The organism is Pseudomonas sp. LRF_L74 (assembly GCF_965644255.1).
In the GTDB taxonomy this organism is placed as follows: Bacteria; Pseudomonadota; Gammaproteobacteria; order Pseudomonadales; family Pseudomonadaceae; genus Aquipseudomonas.
In genome coordinates, this window is sequence record NZ_CBFFRH010000001.1 from 665,236 (window position 1) to 691,105 (window position 25,870).

Annotated in this window: 20 protein-coding genes; 10 read left to right on the top strand and 10 right to left on the bottom strand. The window is 63.5% G+C overall.

The annotated features are described in order from the left end of the window. Positions 1–75: 75 nt before the first annotated feature. Positions 76–798 carry a tetratricopeptide repeat protein gene (locus tag ACSZPK_RS03145; RefSeq protein WP_437879924.1) on the top strand — a complete coding sequence of 241 codons (723 nt, stop codon included), beginning with the start codon at positions 76–78 and terminating at the stop codon, positions 796–798. 22 nt (positions 799–820) lie between these two features. Here ACSZPK_RS03145 and ACSZPK_RS03150 read toward each other — a convergent pair whose 3' ends face one another. Further along, complete coding sequence (locus ACSZPK_RS03150; RefSeq protein WP_437879925.1) at positions 821–2,188, bottom strand: glutamine synthetase family protein; 1,368 nt, start codon at positions 2,186–2,188, stop codon at positions 821–823. A 20-nt stretch (positions 2,189–2,208) separates the two neighbouring features. Next, positions 2,209–3,600: an aspartate aminotransferase family protein gene (locus tag ACSZPK_RS03155; RefSeq protein ID WP_437879926.1), complete on the bottom strand. Its 1,392-nt coding sequence runs from the start codon at positions 3,598–3,600 to the stop codon at positions 2,209–2,211. 253 nt (positions 3,601–3,853) lie between these two features. Between ACSZPK_RS03155 and ACSZPK_RS03160 the strand changes: the two genes are divergently transcribed. After that, positions 3,854–4,501: a GntR family transcriptional regulator gene (locus ACSZPK_RS03160; protein WP_437879927.1), complete on the top strand. Its 648-nt coding sequence runs from the start codon at positions 3,854–3,856 to the stop codon at positions 4,499–4,501. Positions 4,502–4,726: 225 nt separating this feature from the next. Beyond that, positions 4,727–6,487 (top strand): cation:proton antiporter, encoded by a 1,761-nt coding sequence (locus tag ACSZPK_RS03165; protein WP_437879928.1) that lies wholly within the window; start codon positions 4,727–4,729, stop codon positions 6,485–6,487. 7 nt (positions 6,488–6,494) lie between these two features. Here the strand turns inward: ACSZPK_RS03165 and ACSZPK_RS03170 are convergent, their stop codons facing one another. The 3 genes from ACSZPK_RS03170 to uvrD form a co-directional block, all read right to left on the bottom strand. Then, positions 6,495–6,902, bottom strand: a complete 408-nt coding sequence (locus ACSZPK_RS03170) for an SMI1/KNR4 family protein (protein WP_437879929.1) — start codon at positions 6,900–6,902, stop codon at positions 6,495–6,497. A gap of 123 nt (positions 6,903–7,025) precedes the next feature. Next, positions 7,026–7,856, bottom strand: a complete 831-nt coding sequence (locus ACSZPK_RS03175; protein ID WP_437879930.1) for a Tim44 domain-containing protein — start codon at positions 7,854–7,856, stop codon at positions 7,026–7,028. A 301-nt stretch (positions 7,857–8,157) separates the two neighbouring features. Continuing rightward, a complete protein-coding gene (gene uvrD, locus ACSZPK_RS03180; RefSeq protein ID WP_437879931.1) occupies positions 8,158–10,344 on the bottom strand; it encodes a DNA helicase II in 2,187 nt (728 codons plus the stop codon). Positions 10,345–10,544: 200 nt separating this feature from the next. Here uvrD and ACSZPK_RS03185 point away from each other — a divergent pair, with 200 nt between their 5' ends. Then, complete coding sequence (locus ACSZPK_RS03185) at positions 10,545–13,373, top strand: EAL domain-containing protein (protein ID WP_437879932.1); 2,829 nt, start codon at positions 10,545–10,547, stop codon at positions 13,371–13,373. Positions 13,374–13,376: 3 nt separating this feature from the next. Here the strand turns inward: ACSZPK_RS03185 and trhP are convergent, their stop codons facing one another. Both trhP and zwf read right to left on the bottom strand, forming a co-directional pair. Then, positions 13,377–14,693, bottom strand: coding sequence for a prephenate-dependent tRNA uridine(34) hydroxylase TrhP (gene trhP / locus ACSZPK_RS03190; RefSeq protein WP_437879933.1), 1,317 nt, complete (start codon positions 14,691–14,693; stop codon positions 13,377–13,379). A gap of 139 nt (positions 14,694–14,832) precedes the next feature. Next, complete coding sequence (gene zwf / locus ACSZPK_RS03195; protein WP_437880277.1) at positions 14,833–16,260, bottom strand: glucose-6-phosphate dehydrogenase; 1,428 nt, start codon at positions 16,258–16,260, stop codon at positions 14,833–14,835. Between the two features lie 204 nt (positions 16,261–16,464). Here zwf and hexR point away from each other — a divergent pair, with 204 nt between their 5' ends. Beyond that, the gene (gene hexR, locus ACSZPK_RS03200; RefSeq protein ID WP_437879934.1) at positions 16,465–17,331 is read left to right on the top strand and encodes a transcriptional regulator HexR; all 867 of its coding nucleotides are present in this window, start codon (positions 16,465–16,467) and stop codon (positions 17,329–17,331) included. Positions 17,332–17,445: 114 nt separating this feature from the next. Beyond that, positions 17,446–17,640, top strand: coding sequence for a PA3496 family putative envelope integrity protein (locus tag ACSZPK_RS03205; RefSeq protein WP_437879935.1), 195 nt, complete (start codon positions 17,446–17,448; stop codon positions 17,638–17,640). Here the strand turns inward: ACSZPK_RS03205 and ACSZPK_RS03210 are convergent. Beyond that, positions 17,594–18,544, bottom strand: a complete 951-nt coding sequence (locus tag ACSZPK_RS03210; protein WP_437879936.1) for a LysR family transcriptional regulator — start codon at positions 18,542–18,544, stop codon at positions 17,594–17,596. The two genes, ACSZPK_RS03205 and ACSZPK_RS03210, sit on opposite strands and share 47 nt — an antisense overlap. 184 nt (positions 18,545–18,728) lie before the next feature. Here ACSZPK_RS03210 and ACSZPK_RS03215 point away from each other — a divergent pair, with 184 nt between their 5' ends. Both ACSZPK_RS03215 and oadA read left to right on the top strand, forming a co-directional pair. Beyond that, positions 18,729–20,144: an acetyl-CoA carboxylase biotin carboxylase subunit gene (locus ACSZPK_RS03215; protein WP_437879937.1), complete on the top strand. Its 1,416-nt coding sequence runs from the start codon at positions 18,729–18,731 to the stop codon at positions 20,142–20,144. Continuing rightward, positions 20,141–21,964, top strand: a complete 1,824-nt coding sequence (oadA, locus tag ACSZPK_RS03220; RefSeq protein ID WP_437879938.1) for a sodium-extruding oxaloacetate decarboxylase subunit alpha — start codon at positions 20,141–20,143, stop codon at positions 21,962–21,964. The genes ACSZPK_RS03215 and oadA overlap by 4 nt, the downstream gene beginning before the upstream one ends. 136 nt (positions 21,965–22,100) lie before the next feature. Here oadA and ACSZPK_RS03225 read toward each other — a convergent pair whose 3' ends face one another. Further along, positions 22,101–22,313: a DUF1127 domain-containing protein gene (locus ACSZPK_RS03225; RefSeq protein ID WP_437879939.1), complete on the bottom strand. Its 213-nt coding sequence runs from the start codon at positions 22,311–22,313 to the stop codon at positions 22,101–22,103. Positions 22,314–22,694: 381 nt separating this feature from the next. On the opposite strand from ACSZPK_RS03225, the gene ACSZPK_RS03230 reads away from it, so the two are divergent. Then, positions 22,695–23,732, top strand: a complete 1,038-nt coding sequence (locus ACSZPK_RS03230) for a threonine aldolase family protein (protein WP_437879940.1) — start codon at positions 22,695–22,697, stop codon at positions 23,730–23,732. Between the two features lie 105 nt (positions 23,733–23,837). Then, positions 23,838–24,272 (top strand): CBS domain-containing protein, encoded by a 435-nt coding sequence (locus ACSZPK_RS03235; RefSeq protein ID WP_437879941.1) that lies wholly within the window; start codon positions 23,838–23,840, stop codon positions 24,270–24,272. 16 nt (positions 24,273–24,288) lie between these two features. Here the strand turns inward: ACSZPK_RS03235 and ACSZPK_RS03240 are convergent, their stop codons facing one another. Continuing rightward, positions 24,289–25,689, bottom strand: coding sequence for a purine-cytosine permease family protein (locus ACSZPK_RS03240; RefSeq protein ID WP_437879942.1), 1,401 nt, complete (start codon positions 25,687–25,689; stop codon positions 24,289–24,291). Positions 25,690–25,870 lie beyond the last annotated feature (181 nt).

Here is a 25,870-nt window from a genome sequence, read left to right on the forward strand (position 1 = left end):
TCTTGGGTTGATCAGGCTGCACGGGCCCGCCGTGTGGGTAAGATGCCCGCTTCGCAGGCCAAGGACACTCACTTTATGTCTATGAACATGAAAGCCTATTTCTGTTACGCCCTGGCGAGCCTGTCGCCACTGTGCCTGGCCGCCGGGCAGGCGTGTTCCAGCCCGGGCCAGTGCAATCAGGACGGCACGGCTGCCTACCAGGCCGGGCATTACGATGCGGCCATCGAGGCGTTCGAGCGCCAGTTGCGTCGCGCCGAAGTCGCCGATGACGACGCCCAGCGCGAGCTGGCCCTGAACAACCTGATGCTGGCCACCCTCAAGGCCGGTGAGCCGGCGATGGCCAGGGCCTGGCTGGAACTGGCGCTGGAATCCGGCTTCGACGGTTCGGCGACTCGCCACAACCTGGCCAAGGTCGGTGCCGCCGATCTTAACGCGCTGGCGACTGCCATCGAAGGCCGTTACCTGCGCTACGCCGGCCAGGCGGCCTGGAGCGTGCTGGAAATCTCCCGCCAGGGCAGTGGCTATCGTGCCAGCTTCTCGCCGATCCGCGCCGGCGCGCAGATCGAGCAATACGGCCCGGCCGCCATCGGTGAACTGGAGGGTACTCTGCAAGGTTCGGGCAGTTACTTCAGCCTGACGACCAATGACCTGGGCAAGGACTGCGCCGTGGACCTGCTGGTCGACGGCCTGCGCGCGCGGGTCGAGGAGGTCTTCGCCGAGGGCTGCCAGGACTACGGCGGAGCGAACATCAGTGTGGGCGGGAAATACTACAAGGTGAGCCCGAAGCCGGAAGCCTGAGCGCGGCCATATGGGCCTGCGCTCAAGCGTGCCCCAGATACCAGCGCCAGTCCTGCTCGCCGACCTCGCCCGTGAACTGGCGGTATTCGGCCCACTTGATCGCCAGGAACACCTTGAGGAATTCGCCGCCGAAGGCCTGCGCGGCCCAGTCCGAGCGTTCCAGAGCGCGCAGGGCGCTGAGCCAGTCGGTCGGCAGCTGCTCGCTGGCCTGTGCATAACCGTTGCCGACGATGGCCGGGCCGGGATCGAGGCGTTCAGCGATGCCTTTGTGGAGGCCGCCGAGCAACGCCGCCGCTGCCAGGTACGGGTTGGCGTCGGCGCCGCAGATGCGGTGCTCGATGTGCCGGCTATTGGCCGGGCCGCCAGGAACGCGCAAGGACACGGTACGGTTGTTCACCCCCCAGCTCTTGGCCAGCGGCGCGTAGCTGTTGGCCTGGAAGCGGCGGAAGGCGTTGGCGTTGGGGCAGAAGATCGCCAGGGCTTCATCCAGGGTCGCGAGCATGCCGCCGATGGCCTGGCGCAACAGCGGGGTGCCTTGTGGGTCTTCGCTGGCGAACAGGTTGGCGCCTTCGGTGTCGGCCAGGCTGACGTGCAGGTGCAGGCCGCTGCCGGCCAGGTCGCCGAACGGCTTGGCCATGAAGCAGGCTTGCAGGCCGTGCGCGTTGGCCACGCCCTTGACCAGGCGTTTGTAGCGCACGCCTTCGTCGATGGCTTGCAGGGCGTCGAAACGATGCTCCAGCGTCAGTTCAAGCTGGCCCGGCGCATATTCGGAAATCGCCGTGCGCACCGGCAGGCCCTGGATTTCGCAGGCGCTATATAGATCGTCGAGGAACGGCTGTACTTGCTCCAGCTCCTGCACGCCATAGACCTGCGGCGCTTGCGGGCGCAGGCCATTCATTTGCAACGCCGGTTGCGGGCGGCCGTTTGCATCGCGTTGTTTGTCCAGCAGGTAGAACTCCAGCTCTACCGCCATCACCGGGTGATAGCCGTCGGCCTTGAGGCGATCGATCGCCCGCACCAGCACATGGCGCGGATCGGCTGGGGTGGCGGGCAGGCCTTGCTCGGGGTGCATGCTGACCTGCAACTGGCCGGTCGGCGTGCTGCGCCAGGGTTGCAGTTGCAGGCTGCCGGGCAGCGGATAGGTCCAGCAGTCGGCATCCGCCACGTCCCAGACCAGGCCGGTGCTTTCCACGTCCTGGCCCTGGATGGTCAGGGCCAGGATCGAGCTGGGTAGCGGCCGGCCGTTTTCATAGACGGCGAGTAACTCGTCACGGTGCAGCAACTTGCCACGCGGTACGCCATTGGCGTCGATCAGGATCAGCTCGAAGTGGCGGACGTCTGGGTGGCGGTCGAGGAAGTCACGGGCTTCCTGGCTATCGGCGAACTGCATGGCACTCACTTTTCTATGAATCAGGGGCGCGCGCCGGGCATGGCGAGCAATTCGGTCAGGGCCTGATCGAGGGTGGCGATCAGCCGGTCGACGTCGGCTGCGCGGGTATCCGGGCAGCACAAGGTCATGTTGTGGAACGGGGTGATGAGGATGCCGCGATTGATCAGGTACAGGTGCAGGGCCATTTGCAGGCTGTCGTGGAACGCGGCTTCGGCTGCGGCGCCGTTGTTCGGCGGCGTCGGACAGAACTGGAATTCGCAGCGCGCGCCCAGCTCGGTGACCGACCAGGCCAGGCCATGGCGGGCGATGAGTTGGCGAAAACCCTCGGCCAGGCGCGCCGCCAGCGGCAGCATGTGGGCATAGGCGGCGGGCGTCATCACCTGTTCCAGGTTGGCGCGCATGCAGTGCATGGCCAGGGCGTTGGCCGATAGCGTGGTGCCCATGCCGCTGTGGCCATGACCGTGGCTCTGTTCGCTGGCGTGCTGCTGGGCGATGCGCATGGCCTGGGCCATTTCATGGGTGCAGCCGTAGACCGAGCAGGGCACGCCGCCGGCGATGGGCTTGCCGAGGGTGATGAAGTCCGGACGCAGATTCCAGGCGCGGGTGCAGCCGCCGGGGCCGGTGGAGATGGTGTGGGTTTCGTCGATGATCAGCAGGCTGCCGTACTGGCGGGTCAGCTCGCGCAGTTTTTCCATGAAGCCCGGCTCGGGCAGGACCATGCCGATGTTGGTCATCGCCGGCTCGCACAGCACGGCGGCGACGTCGCCCTGGGCCAACGCCTGCTCCAGCGCGGCCAGGTCGTTGAACGGCACCGCGCGGCTGGTCTTGGCCAGGTTGCGGGCCTGGCCGATCAACCCGGAGCGGTGCACGGTATGGCCGTCGCGGCTGCGCACCATGACGTCGTCGACGGTGCCGTGGTAGCAGCCGTCGAACACCAGCAGCACCTTGCGCCCGGTGATCGCCCGCGCCCAGCGGATGACGAAGCGGTTGGCGTCGGTGGCGGTGGTCGCTACCTGCCAGAACGGCAGGCCGAAGCGTTCGCCGAGCAATTCGCCAGCGATCACCGCGTCTTCGCCCGGCAACATGGTGGTCAGGCCGTTGGCACCCTGCTCGGCGATGGCCTTGGCAATCGGCGCGGGGGAGTGACCGAACATGCTGCCGGTGTCGCCCAGGCAGAAATCCACGTACTCATGGCCGTCCACATCGAAGAAGCGCGCGCCCTGGGCACGGCTGACGAACAGCGGATGGGGCGTGGACCAGTCGCTCATCCAGTGCATCGGCACGCCGCCGAACAGTGAGTGGCGGGCGCGCTCGGCAAGCTCCCGGGATTTCGGGTTGTTGGCGAGGAAGCGCTCACGCTCGCGCTGGGTGAATGCTTGCACGGCCTGTTCGGCGATTCCGCTGGCGGTCATCTCATGTCCTCTTTTTGTCGGTGCAATCGTATTTTGTGATCACAAATAAGTCAAAACGGCCGGTTATCTGCAAATCGTTAACGCCTCATTCCTATTTGTGATCACATCGTGCCCGAGCTGCACGTTACACTGCGGCTGCCGTCTTCGACGGCGTTGATCCATTCACCTGCCCACAAGGTCGAATCTCATGCGTGACTGCAGCCTCACCCTGGCCCAACTGCCGGCTCCACCGGCCAGCAAGTGGTGATTCCCCATGGCCGACAATCTGCAAGAAATCTCTTATCACCGTATCCGCGACGGTTTGCTCAGCGGACGTTTCCAGCCCGGCGAGCGCCTGAAGATCCGCGATCTCGCCAGCGAATGGGGCACCAGCCCGATGCCTGTGCGTGCCGCCCTGCTGCGGCTGGTCGCCGAAGGGGCGCTGGAAGGCGAGCCGCAACGCTCGGTGCGGGTTCCCGACCTGGACCGCGAGCGCTTCCAGCATATATTGCAAACCCGCCTGAGCCTGGAAGGCATGGCCGTCGAACTGGCCGCCGAACGCATCGGCCCCGACGAAATCGCCATTCTGCGTGATTGCCTGGAGCGCATGCAGAGCGCCATCGAAGAGCGCCAGGTCGACACCTATCTACAGGTCAACAGCCTGTTCCACCTCACCCTCTATCGTGCCTGCGACAACCCGGTGCTGCTGCGCATGATCGAGTCGCTACTGTTGCAGGTCGGGCCGTTGTTCAGCCGCCTGTTCACCGGGGCTGACATGTCGCTGCGCCTGAACGAATTCCATCAGGATGCCTTCGGTGCCATCGAGGCGGGCGACGGCAAGGCCGCGCGCGTGGCGATAGAACAGGACCTGATGTTCTTCGGGCAATTCCTCCTCAGTTTGCTTGACTTGAAGAAGCACTGAGTTTGTCCGCTGCCTTGTGCCTTTGGCACAAGGCAGCGCGGAAATCGCAGCCAATTATTTCCGGATATTTGAGCCACCCCGGAATCGACGGCCCGAGTGTTAACCTGCATGGGCGGCGCCAGTTCCATGGCGCTCGTCCCCTCTAACAACCGGTTCGAACGAGCCAAGCGAGCAACCCGTGCGCGGGCCGTTGCGCCTGCCCAGCAAACAAAGGAGTGACAGAGCATGCATGCCATCAGCTTTATCCAGGATTTGGCGGTGATCATGCTGGTCGCTGGCGTGGTCACGGTGTTGTTCCATCGCTTCAAGCAGCCGGTGGTGCTGGGCTATATCCTCGCCGGCTTCATCATCGGCCCGCACACGCCGCCGTTCGGCCTGATCCACGACGAAGACACGATCAAGACCCTGGCCGAGCTGGGGGTGATCTTCCTGATGTTCTGCCTGGGCCTGGAGTTCTCCCTGCGCAAGCTGTTCAGCGTCGGCGCCACGGCGTTCATCGCCGCCGGGCTGGAAATCGCCCTGATGATCTGGATCGGCTACGAGATCGGCCAGTTCTTCGGCTGGAGCAACATGGATTCGCTGTTCCTCGGCGGCATCCTGGCGATTTCCTCGACCACCATCATCATCAAGGCGCTCGGCGACCTGAAGATGAAGAACGAGCGTTTCGCCCAGTTGATCTTCGGTGTGCTGATCGTCGAGGACATCCTTGGCATCGGCATCATCGCCTTGCTCTCGGGCATCGCCGTCAGCGGCTCGGTGGAGACCGGCCAGGTGTTCTCCACGGTCGGCAAGCTCAGCCTGTTCATGATCGTCGCGCTGGTCATCGGCATCCTGCTGGTGCCGCGCATCCTCGCCTACGTGGCCAGGTTCGAAAGCAACGAAATGCTGCTGGTGACGGTGCTCGGCCTGTGCTTCGGCTTCTGCCTGCTGGTGGTCAAGCTCGAATACAGCATGGTCCTCGGTGCCTTCCTGATCGGCGCGATCATGGCCGAATCGCGTCAGTTGTTGCAGATCGAGCGTCTGGTCGAGCCGGTTCGCGACATGTTCAGCGCTATCTTCTTCGTCGCCATCGGCCTGATGATCGACCCTGGCGTGCTGGTCGAATACGCGGTGCCGATCATCGTCATCACCCTGGCCGTGATCATCGGCAAGGTGATTTCCTGCAGCCTCGGCGCCTTCATCGCCGGCAACGACGGCCGCACCTCGCTGCGCGTCGGCATGGGGCTTTCGCAGATCGGCGAGTTCTCCTTCATCATCGCTGCGCTGGGCATGACCCTGCAGGTCACCAGCGACTTCCTCTATCCGGTGGCGGTGGCGGTATCGGCCATCACCACCCTGTCGACGCCTTACCTGATTCGTGTCGCCGATCCGTTGTCGCACCGCCTGGCGGGCTGGATGCCGGCCGGGCTGCGGCGGATGTTCGGCCTCTACGGCGACTGGCTGCGCAGCATCCAGCCACAAGGGCAGGGCGCGGTGCTGGCCGGCATGATCCGCAAGATCATCCTGCAGGTCGGGGTGAACCTGGCGCTGGTGGTGGCGATCTTCCTTGGTAGCGCCTATTTCGCCGGCACCCTGGCTGCGCACATGAGCCCGTGGGTCGAGCAGGAAAACCTGCAGAAAGGCCTGATCTGGGGCGGCGCGCTGCTGGTCTCGCTGCCGTTCCTGATCGCCGCCTACCGCAAGCTCAAGGCCCTGGCCATGCTGCTGGCGGAAATGGGCGTACGCCCGGAGAAGGCCGGTCGGCATACCGAGCGCGTGCGCCGGGTGATCTCGGAAATCATCCCGGCGCTGTCGCTGGCCTGCATCATGCTGCTGATGATGGCGCTGTCGGCGAGCATCCTGCCGACCAGCGAGTTGCTGATCATCATCGCCCTGGTGGCGGCGGGCTTGATCGCGCTGCTATGGCGCTGGTTCATCCGTGTGCATTCGCGCCTGCAGATCGCCTTGATCGAGACACTGGAGCGCAGCCAGGAGAACCATCATTGAGCCCGCTTCAGCTCTCCAGCCAGACGTCCCGGCACCAGTGCCAGACCGAGTCCCAGCTTTCGTCGGTCAGCTCGCCTTCGTCGCCGTCCCATAGCCAGACCTGGCCTTCGACGTCGACCGCGTAATAGTCGTGGCCATCCTGGCACAGTGGCACCAGGTCACGCGGCAGGCCCAGGTCCCAGGCCACCGAAGCCACTTCTGGCAGATACGTGTGGGAATGCGGATCGCTGGCGGTCACCGGTTCCAGGCGGCCATAGACCACATCGCTGACCTTGAGCAGGAACTCGCGCAGCTCGAAGGGCAGGTGGATGAGGATTTCCTCCTGGATCTCCACGAGGGTTTCCTCGTCGGGCAGCTCCAGGGGCACTGGTACGGGTTCGTTGAGTTCACGTAGCTGTTCGATGACTTCTTCCATCGCCGACTCCTCAATGCTTGGCAGCGCGTTTTATACAGTAGACGTTGCCTGGCGCAAGGCATTCATCGGCCATGAAAACGAAAAACCCGGGAAAGTCCCGGGTTCTTCGGTGCTGCCAAGCGCTCAGTTCTGGCGGATGCCGGCGACCAGCCACGGTTGGTCGTTACCCTTGAGACGCTCCATGCGCCAGCTTTCGCTGAAGCTTTCGCCCTGGTCGAAGCGCGAGGTCTTGGAGATGCCGCGGAAGGTAACGGTGGCGACGGTCTTGTCGGCCAGCTCGTCGATGCCGTCGAGCTGGACATCGAGGTTGTCGATGTAGGTCGACTGGAAGCCATCGCCCAGGCTGGCGCGTTCTTGCTTGAGGAAGCTGAGCATCTGCGGGGTGACGAATTCGCCGATCTTGTCCATTTCCGCCGCGTCCCAATGTTGCTGCAGGGCCATGAAGTGTTCACGGGCGGCGTTGACGAAGCGTTCCTCGTTGAACCAGCTCGGCGCGTTGGCTACATGTGCTGCGGGAGCCGAGCTGCCGCCGAACAGCGACTGCTGCTCGCGCTGGTACGGCGCACCCCCGGCCGGAGCCGGCGAACCTTGCTGCTGGCGCTTGCGGGCGGCGATCAGGCGGAAGATGACGAAGGCGATCAGGCCGATGATCAGGAAGTCGAAGACCTGCATGCCTTCGAAGCCGTCACCCATGAACAGCGATGCCAGCAGGCCGCCCGCGGCGAGACCGGCCAACGGACCAAGCCAGCGCGAAGCACCGCTGGCGGCACCGGCCTGGCGACCATTGGCCGCTGGCGCGGCGCCTGGCTGGTTGGCTGGCGGCGTGGCCTGGCGGGTCTGGTGAGTCGGAGCAGAGCCGAAGGACTTGCCGCCGCCCATGCGCTTGGCGCTGGCGTCGAGGCTGAGCGTCAGGCCGATGCACAGGGCCAGCGCGATGCTGAGGAAACGTTGCATAAGGTGATTCCCGGTTTTTCTTGGATAACGCGCGCCATGCTGCCGAGTCTGGCGGCACAGGGCCAGCCGTAGAGTGTTTCGGGATTTATGACGGTTGGTAAAAGAATGGTATTTGAAGGTGCGCTCAATGTTGCTCCGAGGCAAAAGCAGATGTCATTACTCGGTGTGTTTAGCCGTCACTCCCGCGCAGGCGGGAGCCCAAATAAACAAGGCGCTTTTGGGTTCCCGCCTTCGCGGGAATGACGGAGGAATAACGAATGTCCGCAGTTGCCCCAAACCGGCACCTTTGACGCCGCCGGCGTCAAAGCGCCTCAAGCTTGGCGTAGCCCAGCATCAGCCACTTGCTGCCTTCGCTCTCGAAGTTGACCTGCACGCGGGCCTGGGCGCCGTTGCCTTCGAAGTTGAGGATGATGCCGTCGCCGAACAGCGCATGGCGCACCGCCTGGCCGAGACGGAAACCGGTATCCGGGATTTCCGCATTGGCGAACATGCTGGTGGCGCTGCTGGCACCCGCGCCGCTGTAGGGGCGGCTGACGCTGTTGGACAGGCGTACTTCCTGGATCAGCGCCGGCGGCACCTCGCGGACGAAGCGCGAGACCTTGTTGTAGGTCTCGCTGCCGTACAGGCGGCGGGTTTCCGCGTAGGTCAGCACCAGGTGCTGCATGGCGCGGGTGATGCCGACATAGGCCAGGCGCCGTTCCTCTTCGAGGCGACCGGATTCCTCCAGGCTCATCTTGTGCGGGAACAGGCCTTCCTCCATGCCGACCAGGAACACCATGGGGAACTCCAGGCCCTTGGCGCTGTGCAGGGTCATCAGTTGCACGCTTTCCTCATGCTCGTCGGCCTGGGCGTCGCCCGCTTCCAGCGAGGCGTGGGTGAGGAAGGCGGCCAGCGGCGACATGTCGTCTTCTTCGTTGTTCTCGAAGTTGCGCGCGGCGCTGACCAGTTCCTCGAGGTTTTCCACCCGGGCCTGGGCCTTCTCGCCTTTTTCCGCCTGGTGCCAGGCGATCAGGCCGCTCTGTTCGATGACGGTCTGGGTCATCAGGTGCAGGGGCATGTCGAGGGTCTTGGCGGCGAGGTTCTCGATCAGTTCGACGAACGCTGCGAGGGCGCCGGACGCACGGCCAGGCAGGGCCTTGGCGGCGATCATCTGCTGCATCGCGGCCCACATCGACAGGTCTCTGTGGCGCGCATGATCGCGGATGGCCTCGACGGTCTTCTCGCCGACGCCACGGGTCGGCACGTTGATCACCCGCTCCAGGGCGGCGTCATTGTGCCGACCGTCGATCAGGCGCAGGTAGGCCACCGCGTTCTTGATCTCGGCGCGCTCGAAGAAGCGCTGGCCGCCGTAGATGCGATACGGGATACGCTCGCGCAGCAGCGCTTCTTCCAGCACCCGCGACTGGGCGTTGGAGCGGTAGAGGATGGCGATCTGGCTGCGCGACAGGCCGTTCTTCAGGGCGCGCTCGATGCTCTCGACCACGTAGCGGGCTTCGTCGTGCTCGTTGAACGCGGCATACAGGCTGATCGGCTCGCCGTCGTCGCCCTCGGTCCACAGTTCCTTGCCCAGGCGCCCGTTGTTGTTGGCGATCAGGGCGTTGGCGGCCTTGAGGATGCCGGCGGTGGAGCGATAGTTCTGCTCCAGGCGGATCATCTGGGCGTCGCCGAAATCGTCGGAGAACTGCTGGATGTTCTCGATCTTGGCGCCGCGCCAGCCGTAGATCGACTGGTCGTCGTCGCCCACCACCATCAGGCTCTCGCCGCCCTGGGCGAGGAACTTGAGCCAGGCGTACTGCACGGCGTTGGTGTCCTGGAACTCGTCGACCAGGATGTGGCGGAAGCGCTTCTGGTAGTGCTGGAGGATGCCGCCGGGGTTGTCGCGCCACAGGTCGAGGGCGCGCAGCAGCAGCTCGGCGAAGTCGATCACGCCGGTACGCGCGCAGGCCGCTTCGTAGGCCTCGTAGATCTTCAGCATGGTGGCGAGGAACAGGTCGCCGGCCGGCTGGATGTGCTTCGGCCGCAGGCCTTCGTCCTTCTGCCCGTTGATGAACCACTGCGCCTGCTTGGCTGGCCAGCGCTGCTCGTCCAGGCCCAGCTCGCGGATGATGCGCTTGATCAGGCGCTGCTGGTCGTCGGAGTCGAGGATCTGGAAGTTCTCGGCCAGGCCCGCCTCGCGCCAGTGCGCGCGCAGGATGCGATGGGCCAGGCCGTGGAAGGTGCCGACCCACATGCCGGCCGGGTTGATGCCGAGCATGTCTTCGATGCGGTGGCGCATCTCCGCCGCAGCCTTGTTGGTGAAGGTCACCGACAGGATGCTGTAGGGCGAGGCATTGATGATCTGGATCAGCCAGGCGATGCGGTGCACCAGCACGCGGGTCTTGCCGGAACCGGCACCGGCGAGCACCAGTTGGCGGCCGAGCGGTGCGGCCACGGCCTGGCACTGGGCATCGTTGAGAGAAGCGAGGAGGAGTTCGGGATCGTTTTGCATCGCGGCATTCTACGGGCCGCGGCAGGGGGCGGCAAACCGCTGGGCTGCATTCACCGCGCAGGCCGCCAGGCGCTGTTCGAGCATGCCGACGAATGGTGGCGGCGAGCGCTCTGCGCCGCAGCCTTTAGCGGTTGGGTTTGTCCTCCTCGCTCGGGTATGCTGGCGCGCTCGTCAGGCAGACCACTACAAGAACAGCGCCTATGACATTTTCACCCCGCAATCCGCTGGCGGTGCCTTCGGGCGATTCGCGCGTGATTCGGCGACGTTTCGCCACGCAGATCGCGGCGGAGCGTACGCGCCTGCTTTACCAGGGCTCCCAGGTGCCGACCCTGCTGATGCTGCTCAGCGCGCTGGCCTGTGCCGGCCTGTTGTGGAGTGGCCGCAATGACCTGCTGCTTGGTATCTGGCTGCTCTGGGTGGTGTTGCTGGCCGTACTGCGCCTGATCCAGGTGGCTGCATTCAACGCCGCCGAACCGAGTCGCCAGGCCGACAGTTATTGGCGCCGCGCGTTTCTGTTCGGTTCCGGCCTGTCGGGGCTGACCCTGGCGTTTGCCGGCATCTTTCTGGTTCCGGACGAGCGTTTCCTGTTGCAGGCCACGGTCTATGGCCTGATCGCCGCGGCCATTCTGTCCGCCAGCGTCGCCTATGCGGTGAGCCAGAAGGCTTTCCTGTCGTTTGCCGTGCCGGCTCTGGTGCCCGTGGTCATTTACCTGATGGCGGGCGACGACCCGATCCAGGAGGGCTGGGGCCTGCTCGGCACGATCCTGCTGGGCAGCCTGTGGATCGTGGCGTGGCAGGTTTGCCGGCTGATCGACCAGGGGCTGCTGCAGCGTTTTCGCAACCTGGCGTTGATCGAGGACCTCGATCAGGCGCGGCAGCGGGCCGAGGACCTGAACCGTGACCTGGGCCGCGCCCACGAAGAGCTGGAGGCCCGCGTCGCCCAGCGCACCCTGCAACTGGACGAAGCCATGCAGGCGCTGGGCAAGAGCGAAGCGCGCCTGGCCATGGCCCTGGAGGCGAGCGAGCTGGGCTTGTGGGACTGGAACCTGCAGACCGACGAAGTGCATCACAGCCATTTGCAGTCGCTATTCGGTGTCGAGCCGGAGACGGTCAAGGGTGTGCTCTCCCACCTCAAGCCGCGCTTGCATCCTGACGATCTGCCGGCCTTGCGCCGGGCGCTGGTCGAGCACTTCAAGGGGCGTACCGAGGATTACCAGGTCGAGTATCGGGTGCGGCATGCCGATGGCCGCTGGTTGTGGATTGAAGACCATGGCCGGGCCGTCGAGCGTAGCGAGCAGGGGCGCGTGGTGCGCATGCTCGGCACCCGCCGCGACATCACCGAACGCAGGCGCCTGGACGAACAGCGACGCCTGGCGGCCACGGTATTCGAGGCGGCCAGCGAAGGTATCGTGATTCTCGATGCCGATTACCTGTTGTTGTCGGTCAACGAGGCGTTCAGCCAGGTCACCGGCTATCGCAAGGAGGAATTGCTCGGGCGCAGCGTCGCGTTGTTGATGGGCAGCCGCGAGTCGCGCCGCCGCTATCAACTGATTCGCAAGGAGCTGGAGGCGCGCGGCAGTTGGTGCGGCGAGCTGATCGAGACCCGCAAGAACGGCGAGCTTTATCCACAATGGCTGCAACTCAACGCGGTACGTGATACGCGGGGCAAAATCAGCCATATCGTCGGCTTCTTCGCCGATCTCAGCGCCCGGCGCGAGGCCGAGGAGCGCCTGCGCTACCTGTCTCACTACGACGAACTCACCGGCCTGGCCAACCGCAGCCTGTTCCGCGAGCGCCTGCACGAGGCTGGCGAGCGCTCCCGCCAGGGCGAACGCAGCCTGGCCTTGCTGCACATCGATCTGGATCGCTTCAAGCTGCTCAATGACAGCCTCGGCCACGAAGTCGCCGACCAGTTGCTGCGCCAGATGGGCCGGCGCATGACCCAGGCGGTACCGGAAGCCAATACGATTGCGCGGATTTCCGGCGACGAGTTCGCCATCCTGCTCGACCAGTTCGGCAGTCTGTCGGGCCTGGCGCGCACCGCCAGCCGTCTGCTCGGCAAGCTGCGCATGCCCATGGACGTTGGCGGCCATGAGCTGGTGGTCAGCGCGTCCGTCGGCGTGTCGCTGATGCCTGGCAACGCCCGGGAAATTGCCGCCCTGATCAGCCAGGCGAACATGGCCATGCAGCACGCCAAGCACCTCGGCGGCAACACCTTCCAGTTCTATACCGACAACCTGCAGGCCTGCACCCTGGAGCGCCTGCAACTGGAAAACCAGTTGCGCAAGGGCATCGGCGAAGGCCAGTTGGAGGTGTTCTACCAGCCCAAGCTGCACCTGGCGTCTGGCAGCCTGAATGCGGCCGAGGCACTGGTGCGCTGGCGTCATCCGGAGCTTGGCCTGGTGCCGCCGAATGACTTCATTCCCCTGGCCGAGGAGACCGGCCTGATCGCGCCGATCGGCGAGTTCGTGCTGCGCCAGGCCTGTCGCCAGGCCTATGAATGGCGGGAGGCCGGGCTCGGCGAAGTGCGCGTCTCGGTCAACCTGTCGGTGCATCAGGTCCGCCAGGGCAACCTGGTCAGCCTGGTGCGCCAGGTGCTCGAAGAAACCGCTCTGCCAGCCCGGCTGCTGGAGCTGGAACTGACGGAAAGCCACCTGCTCGACAACGTCGAGCATGTGATCGCCACCTTCCAGCAGTTGCGCGAGATCGGTGTGAAGCTGGCGATCGACGATTTCGGCACCGGTTACTCCTCGCTCAGCTACCTCAAGCGCTTCCCGGTCGACTGCGTGAAGATCGACCAGTCGTTCATCCACGACTTGTCCGCCAATGGCGAGGATGCCGCGATTACCCAGGCGATCATCGCCATGGCCCACGGCCTGGGCTTGAGCGTGGTGGCCGAAGGCGTCGAGAGCGACGCGCAGATGGCGTTTCTCAAGTCCCAGGGTTGCGACGAAATCCAGGGCTACCTGATCAGCCGGCCATTGCCGGCGCAGGAATTCGCCACGTTGCTGAGCGAGGCGGCGAGGTAGCCGCTACTGCCTGGCCGACAGATGCCGCATCAGCAGGGCATGGCGCGGGTCGAGGTCGGCTGGTAGCGGCATGTACACGGTGTGGCCGTCACCCGGTGCGATCTCTGTCGCCTGGCCGTTGCCTTTTTCCAGGCTGCCGAGCAGGAAATCGAGGTTGCCGCGCGGGGTCATCAGTTGCAGGCGGTCGCCGACCATGAAACGGTTCTTCACCTTGACCTCGACCCGCTCGCCGTGGCGTTCGCCGGTCAGTTCGCCGACGAACTGCTGGTGCTCGGCCTGCGAGCTGCCGTGCTGGTAGTTCTGGTATTCGTCGTGCACATGGCGGCGCAGGAAGCCCTCGGTGTAGCCACGATTGGCGAGGGACTCCAGGTCGCGCATCAGCGCGTGGTCGAAGGGCATCCCGGCCATGGCATCGTCGATGGCGCGGCGATAGGCCTGGGCGCTGCGGGCAACGTAGAAGTGGCTCTTGGTGCGGCCTTCGATCTTCAGCGAATGCACGCCCATCTGCGCCAGGCGCTCGACGTGCTGCACGGCACGCAAGTCCTTGGAGTTCATGATGTAGGTGCCGTGTTCGTCCTCGAAGGCTTCCATCAGCTCGCCGGGACGGGTCGGGTCCTCCAGGAGGAAGGTGCGCTCGGTGGAAGGCCCTTCGCCGAGGGTCGGCTGGCAGCGCTGCACGATGCTGCCCAGCTCGTTTTCCTGGCCTTCATGAGCCTGGTACTGCCAGCGACAGGCATTGGTGCAGGTGCCCTGGTTGGGATCGCGCCGGTTGATATAGCCGGACAGCAGGCAGCGACCGGAGTAGGCCATGCACAGGGCGCCGTGGACGAAGACCTCCAGCTCCATGCCGGGCACCTGTTCACGGATTTCCGCGATCTCTTCCAGCGACAGTTCGCGAGACAGGATCACCCGTGACAGCCCCTGCTTCTGCCAGAACGCGACGCTGGCCCAATTCACCGCATTGGCCTGCACCGAGAGGTGGATCGGCATCTGTGGATAATGTTCACGCACCAGCATGATCAGCCCCGGATCGGACATGATCAGCGCATCCGGGCGCATCTCGATCACCGGTTGCAGATCCTTGAGGAAGGTCTTCAGCTTGGCGTTGTGCGGCGCGATGTTGACCACCACGTAGAAGCGCTTGCCCTGGGCGTGGGCTTCGGCGATACCCAGCGCCAGGTTGCGGTGGTCGAACTCATTGTTGCGCACGCGCAGGCTGTAGCGCGGCTGGCCGGCGTAGACGGCGTCGGCGCCATAGGCGAAGGCGTAGCGCATGGCCTTGAGGGTACCGGCGGGACAGAGCAGTTCGGGAGCGAGCATGGTGCGGCCTGGGGAAAAAGGACCGCGCAGTCTAGGGAGTGTAGAGGCTCGCGATATTGCTCCAGAGCAATACCAGGGCACATTCGGCGCGTGGCCAAGCGCTCGTGCGAGCCGAACGAGGAGGAAAGTCGGGGTGCCGTCAGTCCAGCCAGGCGCGCCCTTGTTGCTCCAGCAGGCTCTGCGCCTGTTCCGGCCCGTTGCGGCCGGCCGGGTAGGGCCGAGGGTTCTGGTAGTACTCCTGCCAGCCCTTGAGGATCGGATCGACCCAGCTCCAGGCCGCCTCGACTTCGTCGCGGCGCATGAACAGCGTCGAATCACCCACGATCACATCCAGCAGCAGGCGTTCGTAGGCGTCCCAACGGCGCTTCTGCGGGAAGACCTGGGCCAGGTTGAGGTCCAGTTCCATGGGCGTCAGGCTCATGCCCTTGCCCGGGCTCTTGCCCATCAATTGCAGGCTGATGCGCTCTTCCGGCTGCAAGCGGATGACCAGGCGGTTGGCCTGGCTGGATTCGAACAGGCGGTGCGGCACCGGCTTGAACTGGATGACGATTTCCGAGCACTTCCTTGCCATGCGCTTGCCGGTGCGCAAGTAGAAGGGCACGCCAGACCAGCGCCAGTTGTCGATCTCGGCCTTGATGGCGACGAAGGTCTCGGTATCGCTGTCGTTATCGACGTTCTTTTCGAAGTAATAGGCGGGCACTTCCTGGCCGCCGATCTTGCCGGCGGTGTATTGGCCGCGCACGGTCTTGTCCTTCACGTCGAGCCCGGAGATCGGCTTGAGGGTCTGCAGGATGCGCACCTTCTCGTTGCGCACGGCCTCGGCGTCGAAGCGTACCGGCGCTTCCATCGCCACCAGGCAGAGCAGTTGCAGCAGGTGGTTCTGCAGCATGTCGCGCATGGCGCCGGCGTGATCGTAGTAGGCGCCGCGATTCTCCACGCCAAGGGTTTCGTTGACGCTGATCTGCACGTGGTCGATATGGCCGGCGCGCCAGAGCGGTTCGAACAGGGCGTTGGCGAAGCGCAGGGCCATGAGGTTCTGCACGGTTTCCTTGCCCAGGTAGTGGTCGATGCGAAACACCTGGGGTTCGCTGAACACGGCGCCGATGGCGGCGTTGATCGCCAGCGCCGATTCCAGGGAGTGGCCGATGGGTTTCTCCAGCACGATGCGGGTGTTTTCGCCGGCCATGCTGGCGAAGGACAGGTTCTCGGCTATCGGCTCGAACAGGCTGGGCGCGGTGGCCAGGTAATAGACGCGGGCACACTGCGCGCGTTCGGCGCCGATGTAGCGATTCAGCCGGCCGTACTCGGCGCTCTGTACCAGGTCCATGGCGAAATAGTCGAGGCGTTCGGCGAAGCCCTGCCAGGTGGCGTTGTCGAAATCGCTGCGTGCTACCTGGGCACGGCAGTGCCGTTCGGCCAGGGACTGGAAGTCGCCCCGCTTCATCTCATGCCGGGCGACGGCGAGGATGCGCATGTCATCGGCCAGGCGCCCATCACGGTGCAGGTGATAGAGAGCGGGCAGCAGCTTGTGTAGTGCGAGATCGCCGGTGCCGCCAAAAACCAGCATGTCGCAGGGGGTGTTGAACACGTGGACTCCGACTGGGTTTGCCTGTGCGATAAGGCCGTTCATGTAGTATAACTACAAGAACACTACAGCCCGATCATAACAGGCCGGGTCAAAACGTCACGAGTTCGGGCCGAAAAATCAGGCATTTCAGCGCCTGGCCGACCTGTCTCCTTTTTATTGCCGCCTGACCAGCGAGTCCTTCTTGTGAATCTTTTGCAGCACATTGCCCAATCCCGCGCCCTGCTGCGCAAATCCGAGCTCAAGGTAGCCGACTACGTCCTGCTGGACCCTTCGGCTGTGATGCACAGTTCCATGGCCGACCTGGCTCACGAAGTGGGCATCAGCGAGCCGACCATCGTGCGCTTCTGCCGGGCCATTGGCTGTACCGGCTTTCAGGATCTCAAGCTCAAGCTGGCGCAAAGCCTGGCGGCAGGGGCGAGCTTCGGCCAGTTCGCGATCCATGAAGACGACTCGGTCGCCGACTTCAGCCTGAAGATCTTCGATACCACCCTGCACACGCTGATGGAAGTGCGCGAAAGCCTCGATAACGTCGCCTTGCAGCGCGCGATCAACGCCATCGCCAGTGCCCAGCGCATCGAGTTCTACGGCTTCGGTGCTTCCGGCGCGGTGGCGGCGGATGCCCAGCACAAGTTCTTTCGCCTGCTGCTCACCGCCGCGGCCTATTCCGACCCGCACATGCAGGCGATGTCGGCGGTCACGCTCAAACCGACCGACGTGGCGATCTGCATTTCCCAGTCGGGTCGTTCCAAGGACCTGCTGATCACCGCCAACCTGGTGCGTGAGTCGGGCGCCAACCTGATTACCCTGTGCCCGAGCCAGACGCCGCTTGCGGAGCTGGCCACGGTCAACCTGGCCATCGACGTGCAGGAAGACACCGATATCTACACGCCGCTGACCTCGCGCATCGCCCATCTGGTGGTGATCGATGTCCTGGCGATGGGCGTGGCCATGGCCCGTGGGCCGAGCCTGGTCAACCACCTCAAGAGCGTGAAGCGCAGCCTGCGCGGGCTGCGTTTGTCGCCGAAGTCGGTGAAAAGCGTCGAGGATTGATCGCGGATAACCGCTGCAGGCGTTTTGTTGGCCTTCACCGCTCGGTCACGCGTTCATCATCGCTTCGTCATGGCGCGGGTCGATGATGGAGACCCTTCCGGTCGGAGAGCCATCATGTCCCAGCACGCCGAATCAAAGACCCGTCGCCAGCAGGAAGACCTGCGCCGCATGCAATTCCGTCGCGCTATCGAAGACTATTCGGAAATGCGCCGCCTGAATCAGGATATCGCCGAATTTCCTGACCTGATCGCCGCCAACTACCTCAGCTCGCAGGCTGCTGCGGAGCGAAGCGCTCGCCCAGCGCGCTGATCTGCGCCCGCTCCCGGCGAATGAAATCGAGGAACGCCTGTGCCACTGGCGACAGGCGTTTTCCGCGTTGGTGCACGACGCACCAACTGCGCTGTAGCGGCAATTCCTCCACGGGCAGTTCACGCAGCAAGCCGCTGCCCAGCTCCAGGCGCACCGCGTGCCGTGGCAGCATGGCCAGGCCCAGTCCGGCCATGACGGCTTCGACCTGGGCCTCGGTCGAGCCCACCTCGAGCGTTTGTTCGAAGTGCGCGCGTTTCTGGTGGCAGTGTTCTTCGCAGGCTCGTCGAGTGCCTGATCCCGGCTCACGCAACAGCAATGGATAAGCGGTGAGATCCTGCAGCTTGAGCTTTTCCTGCTGGCACAACGGGTGGTCCGGCGGTGCCACGGCGACGATGGGGTTGGTGAAGAAGGGCAGGAAGTCCAGCTCCATGTCGCTGGGCACCTGGGACATGATCAGCAGGTCATCGCGGCTGATGGAAAGACGACGCACCGCCTGGCTGTGATTGACCACCACGAGTTGAAGGCTGACTTCTGGATGTTTGGCGCGAAAAGCGGCGAACAGGTGGGGAACCAGGTACTTGGCGCTGGATTCTATCGCCAGGTTGAGCTGGCCTTGCAATGAGCCCTGGAGGTCGGACAGGTGCATGTCCAGGCTCTCCAGGTGGCCGAAGATTTCCTCGCTGGTCTTGCGCAAGGCTTCGGCCGCGCCAGTCAGGTGCAGTTTCTTGCCGACGTAGTCGAACAGCGGCTGGCCGACCAACTCTTCCAACTGGCGAATCTGCAGGCTGACCGCAGGTTGGGTCAGGGACATCTCTTCCGCCGCGCGGCTGTAGGAACGGCTTTCGCACACGGCGCGAAAAATCTGCAACTGACGCAGGGTCATTCGCATCAGGGATTTGCGCATGGATCGTTCTCGTCGGCGGGCCAATGACACCAACTATAAGCGTTAATTTATGCTGATCCCAATAAATATTGATTTTGGTTAATTGTTACGGCGGGGTAGGGTATTTCCACGGCCACTACATGACAGATGGTCATTCGTCGACCGGCCTTGCCGGGCGCCTGTACACGTGATCGAGGAAAGGCTCGTGATCAAGAAAATCCTGATTGCCAACCGTGGTGAGATTGCCGTCCGTATCGTGCGCGCCTGCGCCGAGATGGGCATTCGCTCGGTAGCGGTCTACTCCGAGGCTGACCGCATGGCGCTGCACGTCAAGCGTGCGGACGAGGCCTACAGCATCGGTGACGATCCGCTCGCCGGCTACCTGAACCCGCGCAAGCTGGTGAACCTGGCCGTGGAAACCGGCTGCGATGCACTGCATCCCGGCTATGGTTTCCTCTCGGAGAACGCCGAGCTGGCGGAAATCTGTGCGGCGCGCGGAGTCAAGTTCATCGGCCCGAGCGCCGAGGTGATTCGCCGCATGGGCGACAAGACCGAGGCCCGGCGCAGCATGATCAAGGCCGGCGTTCCCGTGACGCCGGGCACCGAAGGCAACGTGGCCGACCTCGACGAGGCGCTGCGCGAAGGCGAGCGCATCGGCTACCCGGTGATGCTCAAGGCCACCTCGGGCGGTGGTGGACGTGGCATCCGTCGCTGCAACAGCCGCGAGGAGCTGGAGCAGGCCTATCCGCGAGTGATTTCCGAGGCGACCAAGGCCTTCGGCTCGGCCGAGGTGTTTCTCGAGAAGTGCATCGTCAATCCCAAGCACATCGAGGCGCAGATCCTCGCCGACAGCCACGGCAACACCGTACACCTGTACGAGCGCGACTGCTCGATCCAGCGCCGCAACCAGAAGCTGATCGAGATCGCGCCCAGCCCGCAACTGACGCCCGAACAGCGCGCCTACATCGGCGACCTCGCGGTGCGCGCGGCCAAGGCCGTGGGCTACGAGAACGCTGGCACCGTGGAGTTCCTGCTCGCCGAGGGCGAGGTGTACTTCATGGAGATGAACACCCGGGTGCAGGTGGAGCACACCATCACCGAGGAAATCACCGGCCTCGACATCGTCCGCGAGCAGATTCGCATAGCCTCCGGGCAGCGCCTGTCGGTGCAGCAGGAAGATATCCAGCACCGTGGTTTCGCCCTGCAGTTCCGCATCAACGCCGAGGACCCGCGCAACAACTTCCTGCCGTCGTTCGGCAAGATCACCCGTTACTACGCGCCGGGTGGCCCTGGCGTGCGTACGGACACGGCGATCTACACCGGCTACACCATTCCGCCGTACTACGACTCGATGTGCCTGAAGCTGATCGTCTGGGCTTTGACCTGGGAGGAGGCGCTGGCGCGCGGCCTGCGGGCATTGGATGACATGCGTGTGCAAGGGGTGAAGACCACCGCCACCTACTACCAGCAGATTCTCGCCAACGACGAATTCCGCAGCGGTGAGTTCAACACCAGCTTCGTCGACAACCACCCCGAACTGCTGAACTACTCGATCAAACGCAAGCCGGGCGAACTGGCCCTGGCCATCGCCGCCGCCATTGCCGCCCATGCAGGCCTGTGAGGAAAACAATCATGGCTAGAAAGATCACGGTTACCGACACCATCCTGCGCGACGCCCACCAGTCGCTGATCGCCACGCGCATGCGCAGCGAAGACATGCTGCCGATCTGCGACAAGCTCGACAAGGTCGGCTACTGGTCGCTGGAAGTCTGGGGTGGCGCCACCTTCGACGCCTGCGTGCGTTTCCTCAAGGAAGACCCGTGGGAGCGCCTGCGCAAGCTCAAGGCGGCGCTGCCCAATACCCGCCTGCAGATGCTCCTGCGCGGGCAGAACCTGCTGGGCTATCGCCACTACAGCGACGACGTGGTCAAGGCCTTCGTGGCCAAGGCCGCCGCCAACGGCATCGACGTGTTCCGCGTCTTCGATGCGATGAACGACGTGCGTAACCTGCGTGTGGCCATCGAGGCGGTGAAGGTGTCGGGCAAGCATGCCCAGGGCACCATCGCCTACACCACCAGCCCGGTACACACCGTCGCCGCATTCGTCGCCCAGGGCAAGGCCATGCAGGCGATGGGCATCGATTCCATCGCGATCAAGGACATGGCCGGCCTGCTGACGCCGTATGCGACCGCTGAACTGGTCGCCGCGTTGAAGGCCGAGATCGATCTGCCGGTGTTCATCCACAGCCACGACACCGCCGGCCTGGGCGCCATGTGCCAGCTCAAGGCCATCGAAGCGGGGGCCGACCATATCGACACCGCGATCTCCAGCTTCGCCTGGGGCACCAGCCACCCCGGCACCGAGTCGATGGTCGCCGCGCTCAAGGGCAGCGAGTACGACACCGGCCTGGACCTGGCGCTGATCCAGGAAATCGGCATGTACTTCCATGCGGTGCGCAAGAAGTACCACCAGTTCGAAAGTGAATTCACCTCCGTCGACACGCGTGTGCAGGTCAACCAGGTGCCGGGCGGGATGATTTCCAACCTGGCCAACCAGCTCAAGGAGCAGGGCGCCCTCAACCGCATGAACGAGGTGCTGGCGGAAATCCCGCGGGTGCGCGAGGACCTCGGTTTCCCGCCGCTGGTCACGCCGACCTCGCAGATCGTCGGCACCCAGGCGTTCTTCAACGTGCTGGCGGGTGAGCGCTACAAGACCATCACCAACGAGGTGAAGCTGTACCTGCAAGGCGGCTACGGCCAGGCGCCGGGGGTGGTCAGCGAGAAGCTGCGCAAGCAGGCGATCGGCAACGAAGAAGTGATCGACGTGCGTCCGGCCGACCTGCTCAAGCCGGAGCTGGCCAAGCTGCGTGCCGAGATCGGCGATCTGGCCAAGAGTGAAGAAGACGTGCTGACCTTCGCCATGTTCCCGGACATCGGTCGCAAGTTCCTCGAGGAGCGCGAGGCCGGTTCCCTGGTGCCGGAAGAGCTGCTGCCGATCCCCGATGGCAATGGCGTGGCGGCGGCGGGCGGTGGCGGCGTACCCACCGAGTTCATCATCGACGTGCACGGCGAGAGCTATCGCGTGGACATCACCGGCGTGGGCGTGAAGGGCGAAGGCAAGCGTCACTTCTACCTGTCCGTCGACGGCGTGCCGGAAGAAGTGGTGTTCGAGGCGCTCAACGATTACGTCGCCGGGGGGGCTGGCGACAAGCGCAGGAGGGCCAGCGAGCCGGGCGATGTCAGCACCAGCATGCCGGGCAACATCGTCGATGTGCTGGTCAAGGAAGGCGACACGGTCAAGGCTGGCCAGGCCGTGCTGATCACCGAGGCGATGAAGATGGAAACCGAGGTGCAGGCGCCGATATCCGGTACGGTCAAGGCCATTCATGTGGCCAAGGGCGACCGGGTCAATCCGGGCGAAGTGCTGATCGAAATCGCTTGATTGCACGTTCGAAAAAGGAGGGGAGCCTGATCGGCTCCCCTTTTTCATTTCAGTGATAGCAACGAAGGTTTCTGCGCAGGTAGGCCATAAATGAAAAAGGGAAGCTCATGGCTTCCCTTTTCTGGCCTGCGACCGATCATTCCCAGAAGGGCTTGGCGATCTCGCGCTCGCGCTCGTACAGGCTGATACCGGCGTCCTTGAGCAGGCGCTCGTCCAGGCGTGCGAGTTCGCGACGGCTGATGACGCGACGCTGCCAGGTCAGCAGGGTGGCGACTGCGCGCAGCAACAGGCTGCCGCTGGACTTGGAGTTTTCTTGGAAGATCAGGTCGGAACCGAGTGTACGTTCCATGGTGCATTTCCTTCCGCTTTTGGCGGCATGAGAGAGTGTTCGTCGTTGGAGTGTATTTTCCTTGCCTGGAGGCGAGTGTTACAGGCACAGCTACCAAGAATTGCAGGGCTCTTAGTTAGGTAACTACATAACTGTTATGGTTTTTTTAAATCAACTGTACTGCTTATAAGGTAAAAATCTCTTTAAAGCGGCCATTGCAGTGATATTCACTGAATAAATTGCACCCTTATAGTGATAGATGTGCATAACAGTTCCATTTTGGTGCATTTGCTCTGTAAATCTGTTCATGTACCTTTTTGTTCGTGTTTTATCGCGTTGGGAAGTATCCACCCAGGTTTGTTGCGTAAGGTAACGAGTCCAGATTGATGAAGAGGAAAGCCGATGACCGATCAGAGTCAGCAATTTGCCAGCGACAACTATTCCGGTGTTTGCCCTGAGGCATGGCAGGCCATGGCCGAGGCCAACGTCGGCCATCAACGGGCCTATGGCGAGGACGAGTGGACGGCGCGCGCGGCCGATCATTTTCGACAGTTGTTCGAGACCGACTGTGAGGTGTTCTTCGCCTTCAACGGCACTGCCGCAAACTCCCTTGCGCTGGCCTCGTTGTGCCAGAGCTACCACAGCGTGATCTGCTCGGAGACCGCCCATGTCGAAACCGATGAGTGCGGCGCGCCGGAGTTCTTCTCCAATGGCTCCAAGCTGCTCACTGCCAGCAGCCACGATGGCAAGCTGACCCCCGAATCGATTCGTGCCGTGGCGCTCAAGCGCCAGGACATCCATTACCCCAAGCCTCGCGTGGTTACCCTGACCCAGGCCAGTGAAGTCGGAACGGTCTACCGGCCAGAAGAGATTCGCGCGATCAGCGAAACCTGCCGTGAGCAGGGGTTGCACCTGCATATGGATGGCGCGCGTTTTTCCAATGCATGCGCTTTTCTCGGCTGCAGCCCGGCCGAGCTGACCTGGAAGGCGGGTGTCGATGTACTGTGCTTTGGTGGGACCAAGAACGGCATGGCGGTCGGTGAGGCGATTCTGTTTTTCGACCGGGCGCTGGCCGAAGATTTCGATTACCGCTGCAAGCAGGCGGGGCAACTGGCATCGAAGATGCGCTTTCTTTCCGCGCCCTGGGTTGGCTTGCTGCAGGACGGTGCCTGGCTGCGCTATGCCGATCACGCCAATCGTTGTGCCCAACTGCTGGCCGACCTGGTGAAGGACATTCCCGGCGTGCGCCTGATGTTCCCGGTAGAGGCCAACGGCGTATTCCTGCAGCTTTCGGAGTTAGCCATCGAGCGCCTGCGTGCTGCTGGCTGGCGCTTCTATACCTTCATCGGGGCGGGTGGGGCGCGCTTCATGTGTTCGTGGGACACCGAGGAGCAGCGGGTGCGCGAGCTGGCCCAGGCCATTCGTGTGGCGATGGCCTGAACTGAATAATTTCTATCGGCACCATGGAAATCCCCGCTTGGCCGCGAGCGCAGTGGCTGGCGGATGCTTGCGGCCTATCGCAGGCAAGTAGAAGGAAGGATTTCCATGAAGACCGTGGCGCAGATGCTCAGGACCAAGTCGAGCAGCAATGTGCATGCAATCGGCCCGAATCAGACCGTGCTTCAGGCATTGCAGTTGATGGCCGAGCACAACGTCGGTGCGTTGCTGGTTACCGAGGGCGATCGTCTGCTGGGCATCTTCACCGAGCGTGACTATGCGCGCAAAGGTGTGCTGCAGGGGCGTTCGTCCATCGCCACGCCGGTTCGCGACGTGATGAGCGTACCGGTGGTGACGGTCGAGCCGCGCCAGAGTATTCGCGAATGCATGACGCTGATGACCGAGCGCCACCTGCGTCACCTGCCGGTTGTCGAGGAGGGCAGGCTGCAGGGGCTGCTATCGATTGGCGACCTAGTCAAGGAAACCATCGCCGAGCAGGATGGACTGATCCAGCACCTGGAGCAGTACATCCGTGGCGACTGACCTGAGTCAGCGCTAGTCAGTGCTGCTCGGCCAGGCTTGCGGCTTTTATCGAGGCCTTGCCGCGAGTCGCCAGGCAGTAATACAGCGGGCAGGTGACCAGCAACCCGGCCAGCCATGACAGGTCGGCACCTTCCAGGTAGTTGGCATAGGGGCCGACATAGATCGAGGTGTTGGCGAAGGGCAACTGCACGATGATGCCGATGAAGTAGGCGATGATCGCGTGCATGTTGAAGCGCCCGTAGATACCGCCGTCGGCCTTGAAGATCGAGGCGATGTCGTACTGCCCGCGCTTGATCAGGTAGAAGTCGATCAGGTTGATCGACGCCCACGGCACGAGCACCAGCAGCAGCGCCAGAATCAGGCCGATGAAGTGCGAGACGAAGTCGGCCGAAGCGCTCAGAGCTGTCAGGCAGCAGCCCAGCAGAATCACACCCGACAACACCACGCGCACTGGAATGCTCGGGGTCCAGGTGCCGGCGAAGGTCTGGATCGAGGTAACGATCGACAACACGGCACCGTACAGGTTGAGGGCGTTGTGGCTGATGATGTTGAGCAGGAACAGCAGCATCAGCGCCGGGCCGAGGGCGCCAGTCGCCTGTTTCACCGCATCCATTGCTTCGGTGCCTTCCGGCGTCGCCAGCACGGCGACCGCGCCGAAACTGAACGACAGGATGGTGCCCAGGCAGGCCCCCAGGTAGGTCGCCCAGAACGGCTTGGCGATGCCGACGCTGGCCGGCAGGTAGCGCGAATAATCCGACACGTAGGGCGAGAAGCTGATCTGCCAGATGATTCCCAGGCACAGGGTGGCGACGAAACCGTGGGCGTTGAAGGCGCCACGGGTGAGGAAGTCTGCCGGCAGCTCACCGCAGAAGATCCAGGCGAAACCGGCGAACAGCGCCGCGCCCATGACCCAGGTGCCGATGCGGTTGAGGGTGTGGATGAAGCGATAGCCGATCACGCCGATGGCCGTGGCACTGATCGCGCCGATGATGATTGCCGCCGGCATCGGCACGGAGGGGGCAAGGCCATGGATCGACTTGCCCGAGAGCACGATGTTGGAAATGAAGAAGCCGACATAAATGATGGCGGCGAAGAACACGATCAACAGCGCGCCGTAGCGACCGAACTGGCCGCGACTCTGCACCATCTGCGGGATGCCCAACTGCGGCCCCTGGGCCGATGCCAGGGCGATGAAGATGCCGCCGAACATATGCCCGAGGGCGATGGCCAGCAGGCCCCAGAACAGGTCGAGGTGAAACACCTGGACGACCATGGCGCCGGTCACGATGGGCAGTGGCGCGATATTGGTGCTGAACCACAGAGTGAACAGGTCACGCGCCTTGCCGTGGCGTTCGGCGGGCGGGACATATTCGACGGTGTTGTTCTCGATCAACGTTTGCGGGTTGTTCTCGGACATCGTCTTGCCTTGCTTATTGTCTTTGTAGAAAGCGGCGTTCGGGCGTCGATGCGCTCGATAAACTTGGACACCATATTATGGTATTCCATATTTCGGGCAATATTTTTTATACGAGCGACTATCGCTTGGGTGGACTGGAATGCGTTGTCCTGAGCTTTATGATTTATCCGAAAGCCCCGAA

Excerpts from the sequence above, each read along its gene's own strand:
- ACSZPK_RS03225 (WP_437879939.1), bottom strand. The coding sequence starts at position 22,313 with ATGGAACGTACACTCGGTTCCGACCTGATCTTCCAAGAAAACTCCAAG.
- ACSZPK_RS03165 (WP_437879928.1), top strand. The coding sequence starts at position 4,727 with ATGCATGCCATCAGCTTTATCCAGGATTTGGCGGTGATCATGCTGGTC.
- ACSZPK_RS03205 (WP_437879935.1), top strand. The coding sequence starts at position 17,446 with ATGTCCCAGCACGCCGAATCAAAGACCCGTCGCCAGCAGGAAGACCTG.
- ACSZPK_RS03210 (WP_437879936.1), bottom strand. The coding sequence starts at position 18,544 with ATGCGCAAATCCCTGATGCGAATGACCCTGCGTCAGTTGCAGATTTTT.
- ACSZPK_RS03235 (WP_437879941.1), top strand. The coding sequence starts at position 23,838 with ATGAAGACCGTGGCGCAGATGCTCAGGACCAAGTCGAGCAGCAATGTG.
- ACSZPK_RS03155 (WP_437879926.1), bottom strand. The coding sequence starts at position 3,600 with ATGACCGCCAGCGGAATCGCCGAACAGGCCGTGCAAGCATTCACCCAG.
- ACSZPK_RS03175 (WP_437879930.1), bottom strand. The coding sequence starts at position 7,856 with ATGCAACGTTTCCTCAGCATCGCGCTGGCCCTGTGCATCGGCCTGACG.
- ACSZPK_RS03230 (WP_437879940.1), top strand. The coding sequence starts at position 22,695 with ATGACCGATCAGAGTCAGCAATTTGCCAGCGACAACTATTCCGGTGTT.
- zwf (WP_437880277.1), bottom strand. The coding sequence starts at position 16,260 with ATGCTGGTTTTTGGCGGCACCGGCGATCTCGCACTACACAAGCTGCTG.
- ACSZPK_RS03160 (WP_437879927.1), top strand. The coding sequence starts at position 3,854 with ATGGCCGACAATCTGCAAGAAATCTCTTATCACCGTATCCGCGACGGT.
- trhP (WP_437879933.1), bottom strand. The coding sequence starts at position 14,693 with ATGCTCGCTCCCGAACTGCTCTGTCCCGCCGGTACCCTCAAGGCCATG.
- ACSZPK_RS03185 (WP_437879932.1), top strand. The coding sequence starts at position 10,545 with ATGACATTTTCACCCCGCAATCCGCTGGCGGTGCCTTCGGGCGATTCG.
- ACSZPK_RS03145 (WP_437879924.1), top strand. The coding sequence starts at position 76 with ATGTCTATGAACATGAAAGCCTATTTCTGTTACGCCCTGGCGAGCCTG.
- ACSZPK_RS03170 (WP_437879929.1), bottom strand. The coding sequence starts at position 6,902 with ATGGAAGAAGTCATCGAACAGCTACGTGAACTCAACGAACCCGTACCA.
- ACSZPK_RS03240 (WP_437879942.1), bottom strand. The coding sequence starts at position 25,689 with ATGTCCGAGAACAACCCGCAAACGTTGATCGAGAACAACACCGTCGAA.
- ACSZPK_RS03150 (WP_437879925.1), bottom strand. The coding sequence starts at position 2,188 with ATGCAGTTCGCCGATAGCCAGGAAGCCCGTGACTTCCTCGACCGCCAC.
- uvrD (WP_437879931.1), bottom strand. The coding sequence starts at position 10,344 with ATGCAAAACGATCCCGAACTCCTCCTCGCTTCTCTCAACGATGCCCAG.